Annotated in this window: 17 protein-coding genes, 1 tRNA gene and 1 rRNA gene; 13 read left to right on the top strand and 6 right to left on the bottom strand. The window is 37.3% G+C overall.

From position 1 onward, the window contains the following. The first annotated feature begins 18 nt into the window (after positions 1–18). From rrf to tsaD, 7 genes are all read left to right on the top strand, one after another. Positions 19–134 (top strand): 5S ribosomal RNA (gene rrf, locus LG296_RS17425). A gap of 172 nt (positions 135–306) precedes the next feature. Beyond that, a tRNA-Asp gene (locus LG296_RS17420) sits at positions 307–382 on the top strand. A 158-nt stretch (positions 383–540) separates the two neighbouring features. Beyond that, a complete protein-coding gene (locus LG296_RS17415; RefSeq protein WP_146223233.1) occupies positions 541–897 on the top strand; it encodes a hypothetical protein in 357 nt (118 codons plus the stop codon). A gap of 237 nt (positions 898–1134) precedes the next feature. Beyond that, positions 1135–1587, top strand: a complete 453-nt coding sequence (gene tsaE / locus LG296_RS17410) for a tRNA (adenosine(37)-N6)-threonylcarbamoyltransferase complex ATPase subunit type 1 TsaE (protein ID WP_107937429.1) — start codon at positions 1135–1137, stop codon at positions 1585–1587. Further along, on the top strand, positions 1584–2285 hold the full coding sequence (tsaB, locus tag LG296_RS17405) for a tRNA (adenosine(37)-N6)-threonylcarbamoyltransferase complex dimerization subunit type 1 TsaB (protein ID WP_107937431.1): 702 nt from the start codon (positions 1584–1586) through the stop codon (positions 2283–2285). The genes tsaE and tsaB overlap by 4 nt, the downstream gene beginning before the upstream one ends. Positions 2286–2289: 4 nt before the next feature. Next, complete coding sequence (gene rimI / locus LG296_RS17400; RefSeq protein WP_107937433.1) at positions 2290–2739, top strand: ribosomal protein S18-alanine N-acetyltransferase; 450 nt, start codon at positions 2290–2292, stop codon at positions 2737–2739. Further along, positions 2732–3748 carry a tRNA (adenosine(37)-N6)-threonylcarbamoyltransferase complex transferase subunit TsaD gene (tsaD, locus tag LG296_RS17395; RefSeq protein WP_107937435.1) on the top strand — a complete coding sequence of 339 codons (1017 nt, stop codon included), beginning with the start codon at positions 2732–2734 and terminating at the stop codon, positions 3746–3748. The genes rimI and tsaD overlap by 8 nt, the downstream gene beginning before the upstream one ends. Before the next feature lie 452 nt (positions 3749–4200). Here tsaD and LG296_RS17390 read toward each other — a convergent pair whose 3' ends face one another. After that, positions 4201–6156 carry an ABC-F family ATP-binding cassette domain-containing protein gene (locus tag LG296_RS17390; protein ID WP_107937437.1) on the bottom strand — a complete coding sequence of 652 codons (1956 nt, stop codon included), beginning with the start codon at positions 6154–6156 and terminating at the stop codon, positions 4201–4203. 257 nt (positions 6157–6413) lie between these two features. Between LG296_RS17390 and LG296_RS17385 the strand changes: the two genes are divergently transcribed. From LG296_RS17385 to tatC, 3 genes are all read left to right on the top strand, one after another. Then, complete coding sequence (locus LG296_RS17385; protein ID WP_107937439.1) at positions 6414–7046, top strand: redox-sensing transcriptional repressor Rex; 633 nt, start codon at positions 6414–6416, stop codon at positions 7044–7046. Between the two features lie 80 nt (positions 7047–7126). Further along, positions 7127–7354, top strand: coding sequence for a twin-arginine translocase TatA/TatE family subunit (locus LG296_RS17380; protein WP_107937441.1), 228 nt, complete (start codon positions 7127–7129; stop codon positions 7352–7354). Positions 7355–7373: 19 nt separating this feature from the next. Next, positions 7374–8195 carry a twin-arginine translocase subunit TatC gene (gene tatC, locus LG296_RS17375; protein ID WP_107937443.1) on the top strand — a complete coding sequence of 274 codons (822 nt, stop codon included), beginning with the start codon at positions 7374–7376 and terminating at the stop codon, positions 8193–8195. 63 nt (positions 8196–8258) lie between these two features. Here tatC and LG296_RS17370 read toward each other — a convergent pair whose 3' ends face one another. Continuing rightward, complete coding sequence (locus tag LG296_RS17370; protein WP_107937445.1) at positions 8259–8969, bottom strand: CPBP family intramembrane glutamic endopeptidase; 711 nt, start codon at positions 8967–8969, stop codon at positions 8259–8261. A 299-nt stretch (positions 8970–9268) separates the two neighbouring features. Between LG296_RS17370 and groES the strand changes: the two genes are divergently transcribed. Beyond that, positions 9269–9553 (top strand): co-chaperone GroES, encoded by a 285-nt coding sequence (gene groES, locus LG296_RS17365; protein WP_251400975.1) that lies wholly within the window; start codon positions 9269–9271, stop codon positions 9551–9553. Between the two features lie 109 nt (positions 9554–9662). After that, positions 9663–11288: a chaperonin GroEL gene (gene groL, locus LG296_RS17360; protein ID WP_107937450.1), complete on the top strand. Its 1626-nt coding sequence runs from the start codon at positions 9663–9665 to the stop codon at positions 11286–11288. A gap of 111 nt (positions 11289–11399) precedes the next feature. Here the strand turns inward: groL and LG296_RS17355 are convergent, their stop codons facing one another. The 4 genes from LG296_RS17355 to LG296_RS17340 all read right to left on the bottom strand — a co-directional run bounded on the left by LG296_RS17355 (position 11400) and on the right by LG296_RS17340 (position 14680). Continuing rightward, a complete protein-coding gene (locus LG296_RS17355) occupies positions 11400–11741 on the bottom strand; it encodes a hypothetical protein (RefSeq protein ID WP_251400974.1) in 342 nt (113 codons plus the stop codon). Continuing rightward, entirely contained in the window at positions 11704–12348 is a 645-nt protein-coding gene (locus tag LG296_RS17350) for an RNA polymerase sigma factor (protein ID WP_404427235.1), read from the bottom strand. The genes LG296_RS17355 and LG296_RS17350 overlap by 38 nt, the downstream gene beginning before the upstream one ends. Before the next feature lie 323 nt (positions 12349–12671). Further along, on the bottom strand, positions 12672–13751 hold the full coding sequence (locus LG296_RS17345; RefSeq protein ID WP_251400972.1) for a DUF4236 domain-containing protein: 1080 nt from the start codon (positions 13749–13751) through the stop codon (positions 12672–12674). A 23-nt stretch (positions 13752–13774) separates the two neighbouring features. Continuing rightward, a complete protein-coding gene (locus LG296_RS17340; RefSeq protein ID WP_251400971.1) occupies positions 13775–14680 on the bottom strand; it encodes a TetR/AcrR family transcriptional regulator in 906 nt (301 codons plus the stop codon). Positions 14681–14855: 175 nt separating this feature from the next. Between LG296_RS17340 and LG296_RS17335 the strand changes: the two genes are divergently transcribed. Then, entirely contained in the window at positions 14856–16397 is a 1542-nt protein-coding gene (locus tag LG296_RS17335) for a DHA2 family efflux MFS transporter permease subunit (protein WP_251400970.1), read from the top strand. The last annotated feature ends 516 nt before the right edge of the window (positions 16398–16913 follow it).

The raw sequence follows: 16913 nt of genomic DNA, 5'->3' as shown, positions 1-16913 counted from the left end.
AGCACATCCATGTGCAAGTCTAGTGATGATGGCAAAGAGGTCACACCCGTTCCCATACCGAACACGGAAGTTAAGCTCTTTAGCGCCGATGGTAGTTGGGGGCTTCCCCCTGTGAGAGTAGGACGTCGCTAGGCAACTAAACCACTGAGTATTCAGTGGTTTTTTTATTTGGATTAAGCCCAAAATTACAACTAAGAGATAGAAAACCAACAGAATATTTAACCAAATATATCATTTAAACAACGGTAAGAGCCAAAATAATTATTGTAAAAATTACTAAAAAATGATATTCTAATAGAAGAGTTTGGTCCCGTGGTGTAGCGGTTAACATGCCTGCCTGTCACGCAGGAGATCGCCGGTTCGATCCCGGTCGGGACCGCCATATTATACATATACGCTCATGTAAAGCATTGCTTTATGTGAGCTTTTTTCTTTTTATCTACCTTTTGAAACTTATAATCTACTTTTTTCTTTAAAGTCACATGATGTTACTACTTCATAAATATAGTGGTAGTAATGTTAATTTTTGAGGTGATTTTAATGAATAAAAAAAGATTACGAAGAAATAGTTTAGCTTTAATATTTATCCTTATAGTTGGGATTATTGTGCTTTTTTCACAATGGTACAATGCTGTTAATAAATATCATGATATAGAAGACATGAATTCTTTCCACTGGCAGCAAAATATGAATCAAGAAGAGTTCGAAAAGCTAGAGATGGGAATGTCCTATTTAGAAGTTGTAGAGATTGTTAAGGGCGAGGGAAAGCTTGTGAATGAAGGTGTATATCTGTGGGACGATGAATTACTTATGACTCAAAGCTACGAAATATATTTTGAAAATGGGAAAGTAGAAAAGAAAAAAATAATAGAAAAGAGTGGCTATTCTACTCGATAGCTCCTTAATCTAAGAAGAGAGAATCTGCAATCAAGTATCGTAGTCTAGCCATGGATTTTACCGATTAAATAACGCAAACATAATAACAAAACCCAAATACATTCAAATAAATTGGAAAAATTAGATGATACATAGTAATATAATTTGTTTTATTTAAAGAGTTACAGGTTTAGACTTTGAACATTTAACTCTGATTAGGTAAACTTAGGGTAATGTGAATGTGAGAGGGTAGTTTAAATGATATTTGAAAAAGAAGTTATGTCCTTAGAAGAAACACAAAGCTTAGCACAAAGCTTGGCAGAACTTTTAAAAGCTCAGGACACAATTACGCTTGAAGGCGATTTGGGAGCAGGAAAAACGACATTTACACAAGCACTTGCTAAGGGCTTAGGGATTACAAGAACAGTAAATAGTCCGACCTTTACAATAATGAAGCAATATGAGGGAAGATTACCTTTTAACCATTTAGATGTTTATCGTTTAGCGGATAGTGATGAAGATCTTGGGTGGGAGGAAATCTTTTATGGTGAGGCTGTTAGTGTAGTGGAATGGGCACATTTGATAGAAGAAGATTTACCAAATGAACGATTAGCGATTGAAATTTATCGAATCGATGAGGATAAAAGAAAATTTGTATTAAAACCAATCGGTGAGCGATATGAACGATTGTGTGAGGAGTTATTTAAATGATTTGGTTAGGAATTGAAACATCGAATTCACCTCTATCCATAGCCATTGTAAAGGATGGACAAGTAGTAGAGGAAATTGTACAAAATGAAAATCTAACGCATTCTGTTACAGTGATGCCAAAAATAGAAGAACTTTTCCAAAAAGCTAAATTAAAACCAGTAGATATCGATGCAATAGCAGTTTCTGAAGGACCAGGTTCCTATACAGGTCTACGAATTGGTGTAACGATTGCTAAAACATTAGCTTGGACGCTAAAAAAACCTTTAGTTGGGGTTTCTAGCTTACAGGTATTAGCAGCCAATGGACAAGACTTTAATGGAGTAATCTGCGCATTGTTTGATGCAAGAAGACAAAATGTATATACAGCGGTCTTCCATGGTACAACGATAGAACCAATTATTGAGGATCACCATAGTTCAATCGAGGGCTTATTGGAACAGTTGCAGGAGTTAAATATGCCAGTGTTATTTGTTGGGCTGGATATAGATATCTTTAAGGAAAAAATCGTAGCTCAACTAGGTGATCAAGCAAGCTTCGCACCTTCTTCGTTAGCATTACCAAGAGGTGCTCACTTGATTGAGCTAGCACAAAAACAACCACTGCCGAGTGTAGAAGCAGTAAATAGCTTTATTCCACAATACCATCGTATCACAGAGGCAGAGGCAAATTGGATTAAGGATCAAAAAAAGGGGCAATAAAAGAATGGTACTTTATCGTAAAATGACCCCAGAGGATGTAGAGGCAGTTCATGAAATTGAATTAGCATCCTTTCCGACACCTTGGACATTAGATTCGTTTCATTATGAAATGAGAGAAAATAATTTTGCTTACTATTTGGTAGCAGAAAATGATGCAGAAAAAATTATTGGCTTTTGTGGAATGTGGCTAGTAATTGATTCGGCGCAAATTACAAACGTAGCAGTAGTAGAAGCAGCGCGTGGGCTGGGTATTGGAGAGGGCTTGATGCGTGAAGCAATGCGTATTGCCAAAGAGAAAGACGTAGATGTTATGAGCTTGGAAGTACGTGTTTCGAATGTCGTTGCACAAAATCTTTATAGAAAACTCGGATTCCAGGATGGTGGGATTCGAAAAGGATATTATACAGACAATCAAGAAGATGCTCTAGTAATGTGGGTGAATTTAAATGAATGATCAATATATTTTAGCAATCGAAACAAGCTGTGATGAAACAGCTGCCGCTATCATTCGCAATGGTACTGAGATTGTGTCGAATATCGTAGCATCACAAATCGATAGTCAAAAACGTTTTGGTGGAGTAGTGCCGGAAGTAGCTTCAAGGCACCACGTCGAACAAATTACCATTGTAATTGAAGAAGCATTAGAAAAGGCGAACATGCAGCCTTCAGATTTAACCGCTGTTGCTGTAACAGAAGGACCTGGATTAGTAGGTGCATTATTAATAGGAATAAATGCTGCTAAAGCCTTTGCATTTGCTCATGGCCTTCCACTAATTCCAGTGCATCATATTGCAGGTCATATCTATGCGAATGCACTTGTGGAGCCAATGGAGTTTCCATTATTAGCTCTAGTTGTTTCAGGTGGGCATACGGAATTGGTATTGATGAAAGAGCATGGTAGCTTTGAAGTAATTGGAGAAACTCGGGATGATGCTGCTGGGGAAGCCTATGACAAAGTGGCTCGAGTTCTTAATATGCCTTATCCAGGTGGTCCCCATATTGACCGTCTGGCACAGGAAGCGAAAGAAGGCATTGATTTTCCTCGTGCATGGCTAGAGGAGAATTCATATGACTTCAGCTTTAGTGGCTTAAAATCAGCAGTTATTAACTATAAGCACAATATGGACCAAAGAGGGGAAGAAATCGACCCTCAAAAGGTTGCAAAGGGCTTCCAGGATAGTGTTGTGGAAGTGCTAACAACAAAAACCTTACGTGCAGCACGTGAATTTAATGTAAAACAAGTGATAGCTGCAGGTGGTGTATCTGCAAATAAAGGACTAAGAACAAGCTTGGAGCAAGTCTTTGAAAAGGAGCAAATTCCTTTTATTGTTCCGCCTTTAAAGCTATGTACAGATAATGCGGCAATGATTGGAGCGGCTGCTTCTTATATGTATGTGGCTGGAGTTCGTGGTGACCTTGCTATGAATGGTCTTCCCGGTAAGGAATTAAAAAGCTGGATATAGTTAAAATTAGTCGTTTCATAATACTATGAAACGGCTATTATTTTTTTACTAAAATAAATCCTTCTAATTTATGTTTGCTTTTTCTTAAGTTATTGAGTTATTCACCTTTTGTATAATTTTTCTGAAAACTTATCCACAGGCTAACAATATTTTTATAAAATTGTCAAGGCGAACATTCGTACTTATGCACAAATTGTGGATAACTTGGGGATAACGTGTGGTAAAACTATATATAGTGTCATCTTTTGCACATTGTATTGTGGATAAATAAATTAGAAACTGTGGATAATGTGGAAAAGTGTGTTGATATGTTGATATTGCTTAATTGTTCATGTGAATAAAATTGTGGAGATTTTTTATCGAAATTTGTCTATTGACCAAGATATATGTAAATTATTAAGGGATAATAAAAATACCATGCACATATGCACATGATATTTTTAGGTTTTCGGCTAGCCGGATATAATATTCTCAAGCTCATCATTTAATTCGAGCCATTGCAGCTCTAACTTATCGTGTTCAGCTTTGATAGCATCAAGCTCGCTTTGATACTTCATTACTAGCTCGTGGTCCTTGAAGATATCTGGCTCACAAAGCTTTACTTCAATGCTGGCAATTTGTTCACTTATTTCAATCATTTTCTTTTCTAGTTCCTCAACAGTACGACGGATTTGGCGTTCGCGTTTTTTAGCATCTTTATCAATTTGAGAAGTTGATGTTTTGGATACTATTGTATCACTTGTTTTTTGCGATGCCTTTTCAGCAGCAGCTTTCATTTCTGCTAGTTCCTCAAGTTCCTGCTTTTTCTCAAGATAATAATCATAATCACCCAAGTATTCAAAGGAACCAGTACCAGATAATTCGACTACCTTCGTCGCAATGCGATTAATGAAGTAACGGTCGTGGGATACGAATAATAATGTTCCGGGATAATCAATAAGTGCATTTTCTAAAACTTCTTTACTATCTAAGTCAAGATGGTTTGTCGGCTCATCAAGTACAAGTAGATTTGCCTTCTGCATCATAAGCTTGGCCAAGGCAACCCGAGCCTTTTCTCCACCTGATAATGAACTAACAGGCTTTGAAACATCATCCCCACTAAATAGGAAGCGGCCTAAAATTGTTCGAATATCTTTTTCATTTAAAAGTGGCCATTCATCCCATAGCTCCTGAAGAACAGACTTGTTTCCAGTAAGCTTTGCTTGTTCTTGGTCATAATAGCCAATTTGAACATTGGCACCATAGCGAATATTTCCTGACTGGATTGGTAAGTCCTTCACTATTGTTTTAAGCAATGTCGATTTACCAACACCATTTGGCCCAACAAGTGCAATGCGATCTTCTCGGAAGAGGCGCATATTGATATTTTTTGATATGCTTTTTCCCTCGTAGCCAATCATTAAGTCATCGACAGAAAGCACATCATTTCCACTTTGTCTTTCGATAGTAAACCCGAAGTTTGCTGAACGCTCATCACCATCAGGAGAATCCATCCAGTCTGTTCGTTCAAGGACCTTTCTGCGGCTTTGGGCCATTTTAGTTGTGGAAGCACGGGCTATATTTTTTTGAATGAATGCCTCTAGTTTTGCTTTCTCATCCTGTTGACGTTCAAACATTTTCAAGTCGCGCTCATAATTTTTTGCTTTTTCATCTAAATAAGCACTGTAGTTTCCGACGTATTTTGACACATGTGTTCTGGAAACCTCATAAACAATTGAAACAACCTGGTCTAAGAAATAACGGTCATGGGAAACAATTAGTATCGCACCCTCATAGCCCTTTAAGTAATTTTCTAGCCAGCTTAAGGTTTCGATATCAAGATGGTTAGTTGGCTCGTCCAAAATCAACAAATCTGGCTTACTCAGTAACAGCTTCGCTAACGCTAAACGAGTTCTTTGGCCTCCAGAAAGGGAAAGAATCGGCTTTTCGTAATCCTCAGGGAAAAATTGCATACCGTGAAGCACCGAACGAGTATCGGCTTCATATTGATAGCCGCCAGCATCCTTAAAATCATGCTGTAATTGATCATACTCTGCCATTACACGCCCATAATTTTCTGTATTATCGTAAACAGCTGGGTCAGCCATACGTTGTTCAAGGGAACGTAATTTTTTTTCCTGATTACGTAATGAGTCGAATATTGTCATCATTTCATCCCAAATCGACAAGTCGGACTCAATCCCGGCGTGCTGCTCAAGGTAGCCAATTTTCACGTCCTTTGGAATGATAATTTCTCCAGAATCATACGACATTTGACCAGCGATTATTTTAAGTAAAGTCGATTTTCCTGCACCGTTGCGTCCAACTAATGCAACTCGATCTCTATGTTGAACTTCTAATTTTACGCCACTAAGTATTTCATCTGTGACAAAAGATTTATATAATTGATTTACTTGTAAAACAATCATTATTTACACCTCAGTTCTATCTTTAGTTTAATGGATGGGGAATGCTGGCGCAATGTGGATGCTTTACTTATTTCTATAGGTTTAGTAAGATGAAAACGATTTTGAATTATATTAAATTCACTAAAGTTTAATCGAACCATCACTTAGGGATAGTGGTGTTTTAGCGCAATAAGAATTTTATATTAGGGATGTAGACTTTTAATTATCACTTTAGATGAGGTGATAGTCAGTTTGGGAAAGAGATTGGGGGATACTATGTGAAGCATGACATGAAAATTCCTCAAGCAACCACGAAAAGACTTCCGCTCTATTATCGTTTTTTACAAAACTTCGCCAATGAAGGAAAAAGAAGAATTTCATCACAAGAGTTGAGTGAGGCAATGAAAATTGATTCAGCAACCATTCGTCGTGATTTTTCCTATTTTGGTGCACTGGGTAAAAAGGGATATGGGTATGATGTTCTTCATTTGCTTGAGTTTTTTAGAGAAACATTAGATCAGGATGAAGGAGCAAATGTTGCGTTAATTGGTGTGGGGAACTTAGGAAATGCTTTTTTAAAATACAATTTCCAAAAGAATCACAATACAAGAATTGTCGTAGCATTTGACTCAAAAGCACCACATGATGGAACAGAGGTAAACGGGATACCGGTTTATCATCCAGATCGTTTAGAGGAAATGTACCATGAATATCACGCAGAATTAGCTATCTTAACTGTATCCTCGCGTTCTGCACAGGTTATGGCAGATCGTTTAGTTGCAATTGACGCAAAGGGAATATTAAACTTTACGCCAGTAAGGTTAAATGTACCAGATTCTATGAAGATGATGAATATCGATTTATCTGTCGAGCTAGAAGCGTTAATCTATTTAATTCGTAATAGTGATTGACACAAAGTATTAAAATTTATCCATTAGCAAAATGCGACAAGATGCGATAAAATGTACATATAATAGAGGAGGTGGCTACAATGGTTGTGCATTTAAATGCAATTTCACCATTTGCCGTAGTTATTATTTGTGTAGTAGCTCTTTTAGTTTTTGGACCAAAGAAACTACCCGAACTAGGTAGAGCGATGGGAACAACACTTCGCGAGTTCAAAAAAGGAACTAAAGGGTTATTAGAAGATGAAGAGGACGACAAGAAAAAGAACGTAAATGTCATCGAGCAAAAAGATCTAGAAAAAGAAAACAAGTAAGTTAAGGATGTCCATTTCCATGAATCCACAAGAACTCACTGTTATTGAACATATAGAAGAGTTAAGAAAGCGGTTAGTTATTTGTGCAGTTTTCTTTATTCTTGCCTTAATTGTGAGCTTTTATTTTGCAAAGCCGATTATTAAACATATTCAGTATAGCGAACAAGCAGAGCAATTAACCTTAAACGCCTTCAATGTAGGAGATCCACTTACTGTGTATTTGGAAGTCACATTCGTAGTAGCGTTTATCATTACTTCACCAATCATTCTCTATCAGCTATGGGCGTTTATCACTCCTGGGCTTCATGAAACTGAGCGGAAAGCAACGTTAAAATATATTCCTTATGCATTTTTACTGTTCGTTGCTGGACTAGCATTCGGTTATTATATTTTGTTCCCAAATATTATGAACTTCATGATGCAATTATCAGATGATCTTAATATTCAACAAACAATTGGGATTAATGAATATTTCGGCTTCTTATTTAAACTGGTCGTTCCATTCGGTATCATTTTCGAGCTGCCTGTTGTAATGCTTTTCTTAGCTAGACTGGGGATTTTAAATCCGCAGCTTATGGTGAAATTCCGTAAGTATTCTTATTTTGTCTTATTCGTGTTAGCAGTACTAGTTGCACCACCGGATATTATTTCATATATTTTGATTTCGATTCCGCTGTTTGTGTTATATGAAATTAGTATTGTGATTGCTCGGATAGGCTATAAGAAATATCAAGTGGCTGAAGAAATGCGAAGACAAGAAGAAAAAGAAATCGAGCAAAAGATACGAGTAGAAGAATTGCTGGCAGAACAACGCCGTCAAATTGAAGAAATGAATCAATAAACTTAAAAATCCTCTTTTCAAAGGCTAGATGCTTCTGAAAAGGGGATTTTTTTATTGATTAGGTTATTTAAACAGCTGTGGAACCATTTGAACAATCGTCACGAAGCCGTTTAATAGCATATGCGCAATAATAGAGGTAAGTAACCGGCGTGTTTTAAAGTATAAAAACGCAAAGATCAATCCACTGATTGTATATAAAATAATATGTGTAAAGTCAAAGTGAATCAGCGCAAATATGATAGAACTAATAAGTCCGGCAACCCAGAAATTTTGAGTTTGCACGATGGAGCCAAAGACAACACGGCGGAATACAAATTCTTCTAATATCGGTCCTAAAAGAACTGTCGCTAAAATCATAATAGGAGCAATTTCAGTTAATTTAATAATGGCTTCCGTATTTTCAGAGCTAGTTTGGATTCCCAGGCTCCTTTCTATAATCGCTCCAATCGATTGTCCTAAAAATACTAAGAAAAACCCAATAACTCCCCAACCGATAGAAACAGGAATTGAAGCTTTTTCTCCCTTAAATATATCCCAGAAGTTCTTATTCTTAGAGATTAAGAATATACAAACTAAGAATGCAATTGCAAAGGAGATTGTCGACCACCAAGCTGCTAATGCAATAAGTTCATTTCCATCTTGTGAAAAAAATTGAAGGAAGAATGACTGGATAGGTGGAATTCTTAATAGGAAGCCAGATAATTGAGCGACTATGTAGGTGATTAAAACATAAAAGGCGGTTTTTTGTGTTTGAAACTTTGTAGAAGTACTCAATAGAAAAATTCCCTCTTTCTAAAACTAGTCTATAATATTTTTTACTTTGGATATGTATTGAATATAATCAATGTATATCCGTGAATCTAAGTAGTTAAACTATCTCCGGCAAGTTCTAAGATTTACTTATAATACTCTATGCTTCTATTGTAGATGAATACGGAAAGAAAACAAAATTTTTTGGGCGTCTCACTTGCAAATGGAAAAGTAATTCATTATTATAATAATTGTGTTAGCACTCGTATGTAGAGAGTGCTAATAAGATTATATAAATTATAATTTGTAGGAGGTTGTTTCACTTGTTAAGACCATTAGGTGATCGTATCATTATCGAACTAGTTGAGGTGGAAGAAATTACAGCATCAGGGCTTGTACTTCCAGATTCAGCAAAAGAAAAACCACAAGAAGGAAATGTTGTTGCTGTGGGAACTGGTCGTGTTCTAGATAACGGCACACGCGTCGAGCTTGATGTTAAAGAAGGAGATCGTATTATTTTCTCTAAATACTCAGGCACAGAAGTGAAATATGAAGGCAAAGAATACTTAATTCTTCGCGAAAGTGATGTACTAGCTATTCTTGGCTAATAATCTTAAACGTTAATCTTAAGCAAAAAGGGCGCCTTACATATCGATTACGGCGCTCACATGCTACTTTTGATTTTGAATAGAAAATATAAATTTGGAGGTAGACAAAATGGCAAAAGATATTAAATTCTCTGAAGAAGCACGTTCATTAATGCTTCAAGGTGTTGATAAATTAGCGAATGCTGTAAAAGTAACTTTAGGACCAAAAGGACGTAACGTGGTTCTTGAGAAAAAATATGGTTCACCACTAATTACGAATGATGGTGTAACAATCGCAAAAGAAATCGAGTTAGAAAATGCATATGAAAATATGGGTGCAAAGCTAGTTGCAGAAGTTGCTTCTAAAACTAACGAAATCGCTGGTGACGGTACAACTACGGCAACAGTATTAGCACAAGCTATGATTCGTGAAGGTCTTAAAAACGTAACTGCAGGAGCTAACCCTGTTGGAATCCGTAAAGGAATGGACAAAGCTGTTGCTGCTGCATTAGAAGAATTACAAGCTATTTCTCGTCCAGTAGAAAACAAAGAAGCAATTGCTCAAGTGGCTGCAATTTCTGCTGCTGATGAAGAAGTAGGTGATTTCATCGCAGACGCTATGGAACGTGTAGGTACTGACGGTGTTATCACAATTGAAGAATCTAAAGGCTTCACTACTGAGTTAGATGTAGTTGAAGGTATGCAATTCGATCGCGGATACGTATCTCACTACATGGTAACTGATACTGACAAAATGGAAGCAGTATTAGACAACCCTTATATCTTAGTAACAGATAAAAAGATTTCAAACATCCAAGAAATCTTACCTTTACTTGAACAAGTTGTTCAACAAAGCCGTCCATTATTAATCATTGCTGAGGATGTGGAAGGGGAAGCTCTTACTACATTAATCTTAAATAAATTACGCGGGACATTTAACGTTGTAGCTGTTAAAGCTCCTGGCTTCGGTGACCGTCGTAAAGCAATGCTAGAAGATATCGCTGTATTATCTGGTGGTCAAGTAATCACTTCTGATCTTGGCTTAGATTTAAAAACAGCTGATGTTACAACTCTAGGTCGCGCTGGTAAAGTAGTAGTATCTAAAGATAACACTACGATTGTTGAAGGTGCTGGTAATGCAGACGAAATCGAAGTACGTGTAAATCAAATCCGTGCTCAAATTGCAGAAACTACCTCTGAATTTGACAAAGAAAAATTACAAGAACGCCTTGCTAAGCTAGCAGGTGGGGTGGCAGTAATCAAAGTTGGTGCTGCAACTGAAACTGAGTTAAAAGAACGTAAATTACGTATCGAAGACGCATTAAACTCAACTCGTGCTGCGGTTGAAGAAGGTATCGTATCAGGTGGTGGTACTGCACTTCTAAACGTATACGCTGCAGTTGAAAAAGTAATTGATTCTGTAGAAGGCGACGTAGCAACTGGTGTACGTATCGTATTACGTGCTCTTGAAGAGCCAGTACGTCAAATCGCTAACAACGCAGGTCTTGAAGGTTCAATCATCGTAGACCGCTTAAAACGCGAAGAAGTGGGCGTAGGCTTCAACGCTGCTAACGGCGAATGGGTAAACATGATCGAAGCAGGTGTAGTTGACCCAGCCAAAGTTACTCGTTCAGCATTACAAAACGCTGCATCTGTAGCTGCTCTATTCCTAACAACTGAAGCAGTAGTAGCAGATATCCCAGAACCAAACGCTCCAGCAATGCCTGATATGGGCGGTATGGGCGGCATGATGTAATTCTGCCATCATATTAAATGTCAAAAACCTCTCGATTTTTTCGAGAGGTTTTTCTTGTTAGTTTTATGTCACAGGTTGACGGGGGTAGCTGATTCGAGCGAATTCTATGACTTAAGGTGTCCACTTGTCACTTATAATTGCAACGAGCTCCCAGATTGAATGTTCATTTTGTTCAAATATGAGATAGACACTTTTCCAATCTTCATATTCTGTTTCTTTATAAAACTCGACGATTTTAGATCCTGGGAAGAACGCTTCTATAGGTTTGTGGCTGTTGCTTCGCTGTGTATTTAAATCGAAAAATGCATTGTCTGGGTGAAGGAAAGTATCTGTTTTTAGGAATCTATCCATATAATCCTTTGGAGTATAGATTAAATTCATATTTGCTTCTCCAATGCCCCAATTATACTTCGTGTCATCTTCTAATAGTTTTTCGAACTTCGATTTTTTCAAAAATGACCCCATAGTTTTCTAGATAGGAAAGTAGTGATAAGACTAGTCCTTTCTCCGAGTGCACGTAGTTTGATAGTAAATTCATATCTCGGTTACGAAGGGCAGAATATATTTCATTTGCTTTTTGTTCAACAGCTACTTGTTCTACGTCGGAAGTCTCTAGATCCTCTAGGGTTTGATTTAGATCGTCTCGCTGTTCATCCTCGTTCGCTGTTTGAGTTTTCTCTACTCCTGTTTCTTTTATATCTTGCCCTCCAGAGTGACTTTTTAATATTTGGGCAGTTTCCCTTACGGACAATCCTTGAATGCCCCTTAGGATTAATACTTCTCGAAACTTCCTTTTCAGTTTAGAGATTGAGAGGTAAAACTCCCTCTGTTCCTCCCTTTTTAGGAGGATATGTTCGGAATTAGCTGTTGTTTGCTGCTTCCAAAAGCGCTCATCAAATGCTGTACTGTTTTTGTTGATTTTTGATTCTTTCTTTCTCGCTTCGTCTATGGCAATATTTCGTGCAATGGTGAAGAGCCAAGTCTTAGGTGAAGCTAGATTTTTATATGAGTTAAGACCACGCCCTGCTTTAATAAATACCTCTTGTACTAAATCCTCCACATCTGTGGTACCAGTGTAGTAAACCAAAAAGTTGTAAACATCATTGCTGTATAGTTAAAACCACAACGAAATTGTCTCTCTGGCATTTGTCATAAAGTTAGGTTCCCCCGATATTTGAATTCATCTTATTAGACGTGTGAAATCTCAATTTGTGTCAAAGGCAATTAACATTTTTGAATTCTAAGAGCTTCAGCTTTAGTAAAATTAGAAATACGAATTCTACCTAGTTTTACTCCCTTCGAGTTAACCAACTTTTTTACAGTAAAAAACACCCATGCAACTCCGATAAAAGAAGTCACACAGATGTTTCAATTTAATCAACCTTACTCAATCTCCTCAACCTCAGCAAACCCCATCGTCTTACGAAACTTCATATTGTGATGGAAGTTGTTTAAAGTGTCGGATGGATCGATGAGACCGATATTTAATGATTCTAGAGTGGTGCGGTCAAACTTTACAGATAAGACGCAAAAGCGTTCAACATGGCCAGTTTCGGTGTTTAGCTGTTCATCATAGGCATGGACATAGACTGTCTGGACCGGCAGAAGGGCGAACATATCTCGTGCAATACGGATGGTGCAGCTGCAAACGTAATCCTGTTGAAGGTCGAAATACTTTGTTTTGGTTAACTTCTTTATCGATAAATTCCCGGCCTGTGTCAGGGTCTTCTCGTTTTTCGGAATGATGGATTGGGAATAAACATCGAAAGTGACGTAAAGGGTAGAGGCGTTATTACAGCCAATTTCAAAGCCGCTTCCGAATTCATGCAAATCTTCTAGGGGATCCATTTCCTCTATAACTTCCATATAAGCATCTAAATCGCCAGCTAGTACACGATCGCTTAAGCGTGTGAGCTTTACCCAATCGTTATATTCTTCCTGATCCTCTTTTCGAGCTTGAAGAACAGCATTTTCAAGCACTTCTTTTTTATTGCTCTTAAATAATTTATCGAAAAACCCAGGTTTATAATTTTGTAATTGATATAAAGCTTGTTTTTCTCTTGGTCCAGCTTCATTGATATTAAAAAGGGGAGTGCGCTGTGCATGGTAATGCCAATCTACAGGCTCATCTGACTCGATATGAATGGATTTTAAAATTTCACAAGAGTTTTGATATTGATCGACCTCAAAGCGAGCTAGCTCCTGTTTTTCTTGTTTTTTCAATTGATTTAAATACTGACGCTGCTGGTAGGCCTGTGATTTGTATTGCTTGCTCTTACCGCCGATTGTTGTTGTGTAGGAAAGTCCAGAGCCAGGAATCCCAACGGTTGAACGGCGTTTTCCATTTGAGCTTATGGAATAGCGTAAGCCATTTCCTCCAAAGCTTAATGAAGTACTTTTCTTACCGACATTTACTCTGACTCCTGGTGCTATTTTAATGCTTTTGCGAAAATTTAATCCCATATATACCTCCAAAATTTTTGTTGTTACATTGGAGAATTCTTTTCCTCTTTCTTTATTTGTAGATAACGCCATATACCAATAGAAATTTCGTTTGCCTCTGCTTCATGAGGTGTATCCTTAAATGCATTATTGAAAACGGGTAAAATGGCTTCCATTACATAGAGATTTACGGAATTTGCTTGTAGCTCTTTTAGAAGATAGTTTGCATATTCTACACCATTTTCTAAATCATCAGGTGTTAACTTTTCTGTGAAGCCTTCTAACTGATGTACGAGCATACTGCTTGTTATTTTGGTTTCTTCTGCTTTTTCATGAAGAGCATGGAAGATATCAGAGGTAATTAATATACTATTTGTTTTTTGTAAATGAGCGAGCATACCTTCAATATGATTTAATACATTGTTTACAACGTCTTCTGGAGTTGCTAATTGTTTTGTGACCATTGCAATAATACGGAAGGAATGCTGAATCATTGCTAAGGCTTGTACAGCACATTCATAAGAATATTCACGGATTTGCTCCCCATATACATCGATAAATCGAGAGGCAAGCCATTCAACTTCACGAATTAGCTGCTTTTCAATCACTTGTTTTAATTCAGGCTCATTATTTTTAAATATGGCTTCAAATATTTGAATTAGGTTTTGTCTTCTGTGGACATGAGCTACTAATGCGAGTTGCATTTGCAATACATTCTTATCATTTGGTCTTGTATTTAAAGCTACCTCTATTCTAGCGGTAATAATCTCTTCTCTGGCTTCTTCAAGAATGGCAATCAAGCATTGAACTTTTGAGCTGAAATGATTATAAAAAGTTCCTTTGGATACATTTGCAGATGAAATAATGTCAATAATAGAAGTATCATTAAAACCTTTATCTAAAAAAAGCTGGCGTGCTGCATGTATGATTTGTCGTTTTCTTTTGTTCATAACCTCACCTTATCATCTGTTGAATAACGAATTTTATACCGTAAGTATAATTTGAAAACACTTTCATTTCAACTTTTTGGACGATAATTATTTTTTTGTTGAAAAAAATAGACTGCAGGTATAAAATATATTTCGAGGGATGAAATGATAAAAGAGAGAGAGTGAAAATATATATATGAACAATGACTTTAAAACATTGGAAAAGCCCCCCTATTTAATGATAGCGGTTCTATTTGTGGGCGCCTTTGTTGCGTTTTTAAATAATACTTTATTAAATGTTGCACTTCCAACGATCATGACGGATTTAGGTGTAACCTATTCAACGGTTCAGTGGTTAGCAACAGGTTATATGTTAGTGAGTGGGGTATTGATTCCTGCCTCTGCATTTTTAATTACTCGTTTTAAAACGAGACCGCTATTTATCATTGCGATGTCGATTTTCGTTGTGGGGACATTAGTTGCAGCAATTGCTCCAAGTTTCCCAGTATTATTAACTGGTCGTATGATTCAAGCAGTAGGGTCATCTGTAATGGCTCCAATCTTAATGAACGTTATGTTAATCAGTTTCCCTGTTGAAAAACGCGGAGCAGCGATGGGGATGTTCGGATTAGTAATGATTGCTGCGCCTGCAATCGGCCCAACACTATCTGGTTGGATAGTTGAGAATTACGATTGGCGCGTTCTTTTTGAAATGATTTTACCTATTGCAGTACTAAGCTTATTATTCAGTATTTGGAAATTAGAAAATGTACTTCCAAATAGAAAAGTTTCATTAGACTACTTCTCACTAGTACTTTCAACAATTGGTTTTGGTGGAATTCTTTATGGATTCAGTAATGCAGGAAATGATGGATGGACTGATCCAATCGTTCTAACTACAATTATCGTTGGGGTTATTGGTGTTGTACTATTTGTTCTGCGTCAGCTTAAATTAGAAACTCCAGTTTTAAGTATGGAAATTTTCAAATCACCTTTATATGCTTTGTCTTCTATCATTAGTGCCGTACTTTCGATGGCGATGATGGGCGGTATGATTTTAACTCCTGCTTATGTACAAAGTGTTCGTGGAATCGACCCATTTGAATCAGGTTTAATGATGTTGCCAGGTGCCCTAGTAATGGCAATCATGTCACCAATTACAGGTCGTTTATTTGATAAAGTTGGACCGAAAATTTTAGCTATTACTGGTTTAGCAATTACAACTGTTGCAACGTATTACTTGCATTTTTTAGATTTGGATTCATCTTATCTCTACATTATTATGATTTACACACTTCGCATGGTTGGGATCTCAATGGTTATGATGCCAATTATGACAAACGGTTTAAATTCATTACCAGCACGTTTAAATCCACATGGTACAGCGTCTAACAACACGATTCAACAGGTTGCTGGATCAATCGGTACTGCATTATTAATCGCAATTATGAACAAAAGAACAACAGCTACTGGAGAAGAATTAGCTGCACAAGCACAAGCGAATGCAACTGGTCCAATGTCAGAAGAGCAAATCGCCACTATGAAAGCTGAAATTATGCAGCAATCATTACTTGATGGTATTCAATATTCATTCTTAATCGCAACAGGTATTACAGTTGTCGCATTAGTTCTATCTTTATTCTTAAAACGAGCAGTAAGTCCTGATAGTAAAACAACGACAGCTGCTCCAGAAAATAATGGAAAAAATGCACCAACAAATGCAACATTAAATAAATAAAATCGTTATATATTACACCTATCACTGTGTACTTAATATAAAGAAGGGTCATTCCGAAGGTGGAATGACCTTTTTTTGCGTGTGTGCCAGGCATGGCAACTATCTAGGTGGTGAAAGTCCGCTGTGGGGGTACACATCGACCAACCACTAAGGAAGCGCAAGGTACTTATCGTGAGGTAAGGGCTAGAGGAAGCGTGGAATAAAATCTTGGCTCGACGAACAGAAATCTGATACCAAGGCTCTATAAAGGGATAAGGCTCCACGACAAGCTAAAGTCCAAAAGATGTGCGTAACTTTGTAGGGTAAATCAGGCGAGTAAAAGAGGAAAGATAGTTGTCTTACCCTGGGAGGTCTTGCGGATGTACTAAAAGTACAGTCGAAAAAGGTTAGTCGTAAGAAGTCAGCAGAAGCCATAGTAATGACCTTTGGTCATGAAGGGCAGAACAATTTATAGTGTTTCAACACCACAAATGCGTAAGTGACGGACTCCGAATGTGTTAATGGTGAAAGTATGAG

Source organism: Ureibacillus chungkukjangi (genome assembly GCF_044795995.1).
Classification (GTDB): domain Bacteria; phylum Bacillota; class Bacilli; order Bacillales_A; family Planococcaceae; genus Ureibacillus; species Ureibacillus chungkukjangi.
The sequence above is the reverse complement of the archived record's forward strand: the minus strand, read 5'-3'. Positions and strand labels throughout refer to the sequence as shown.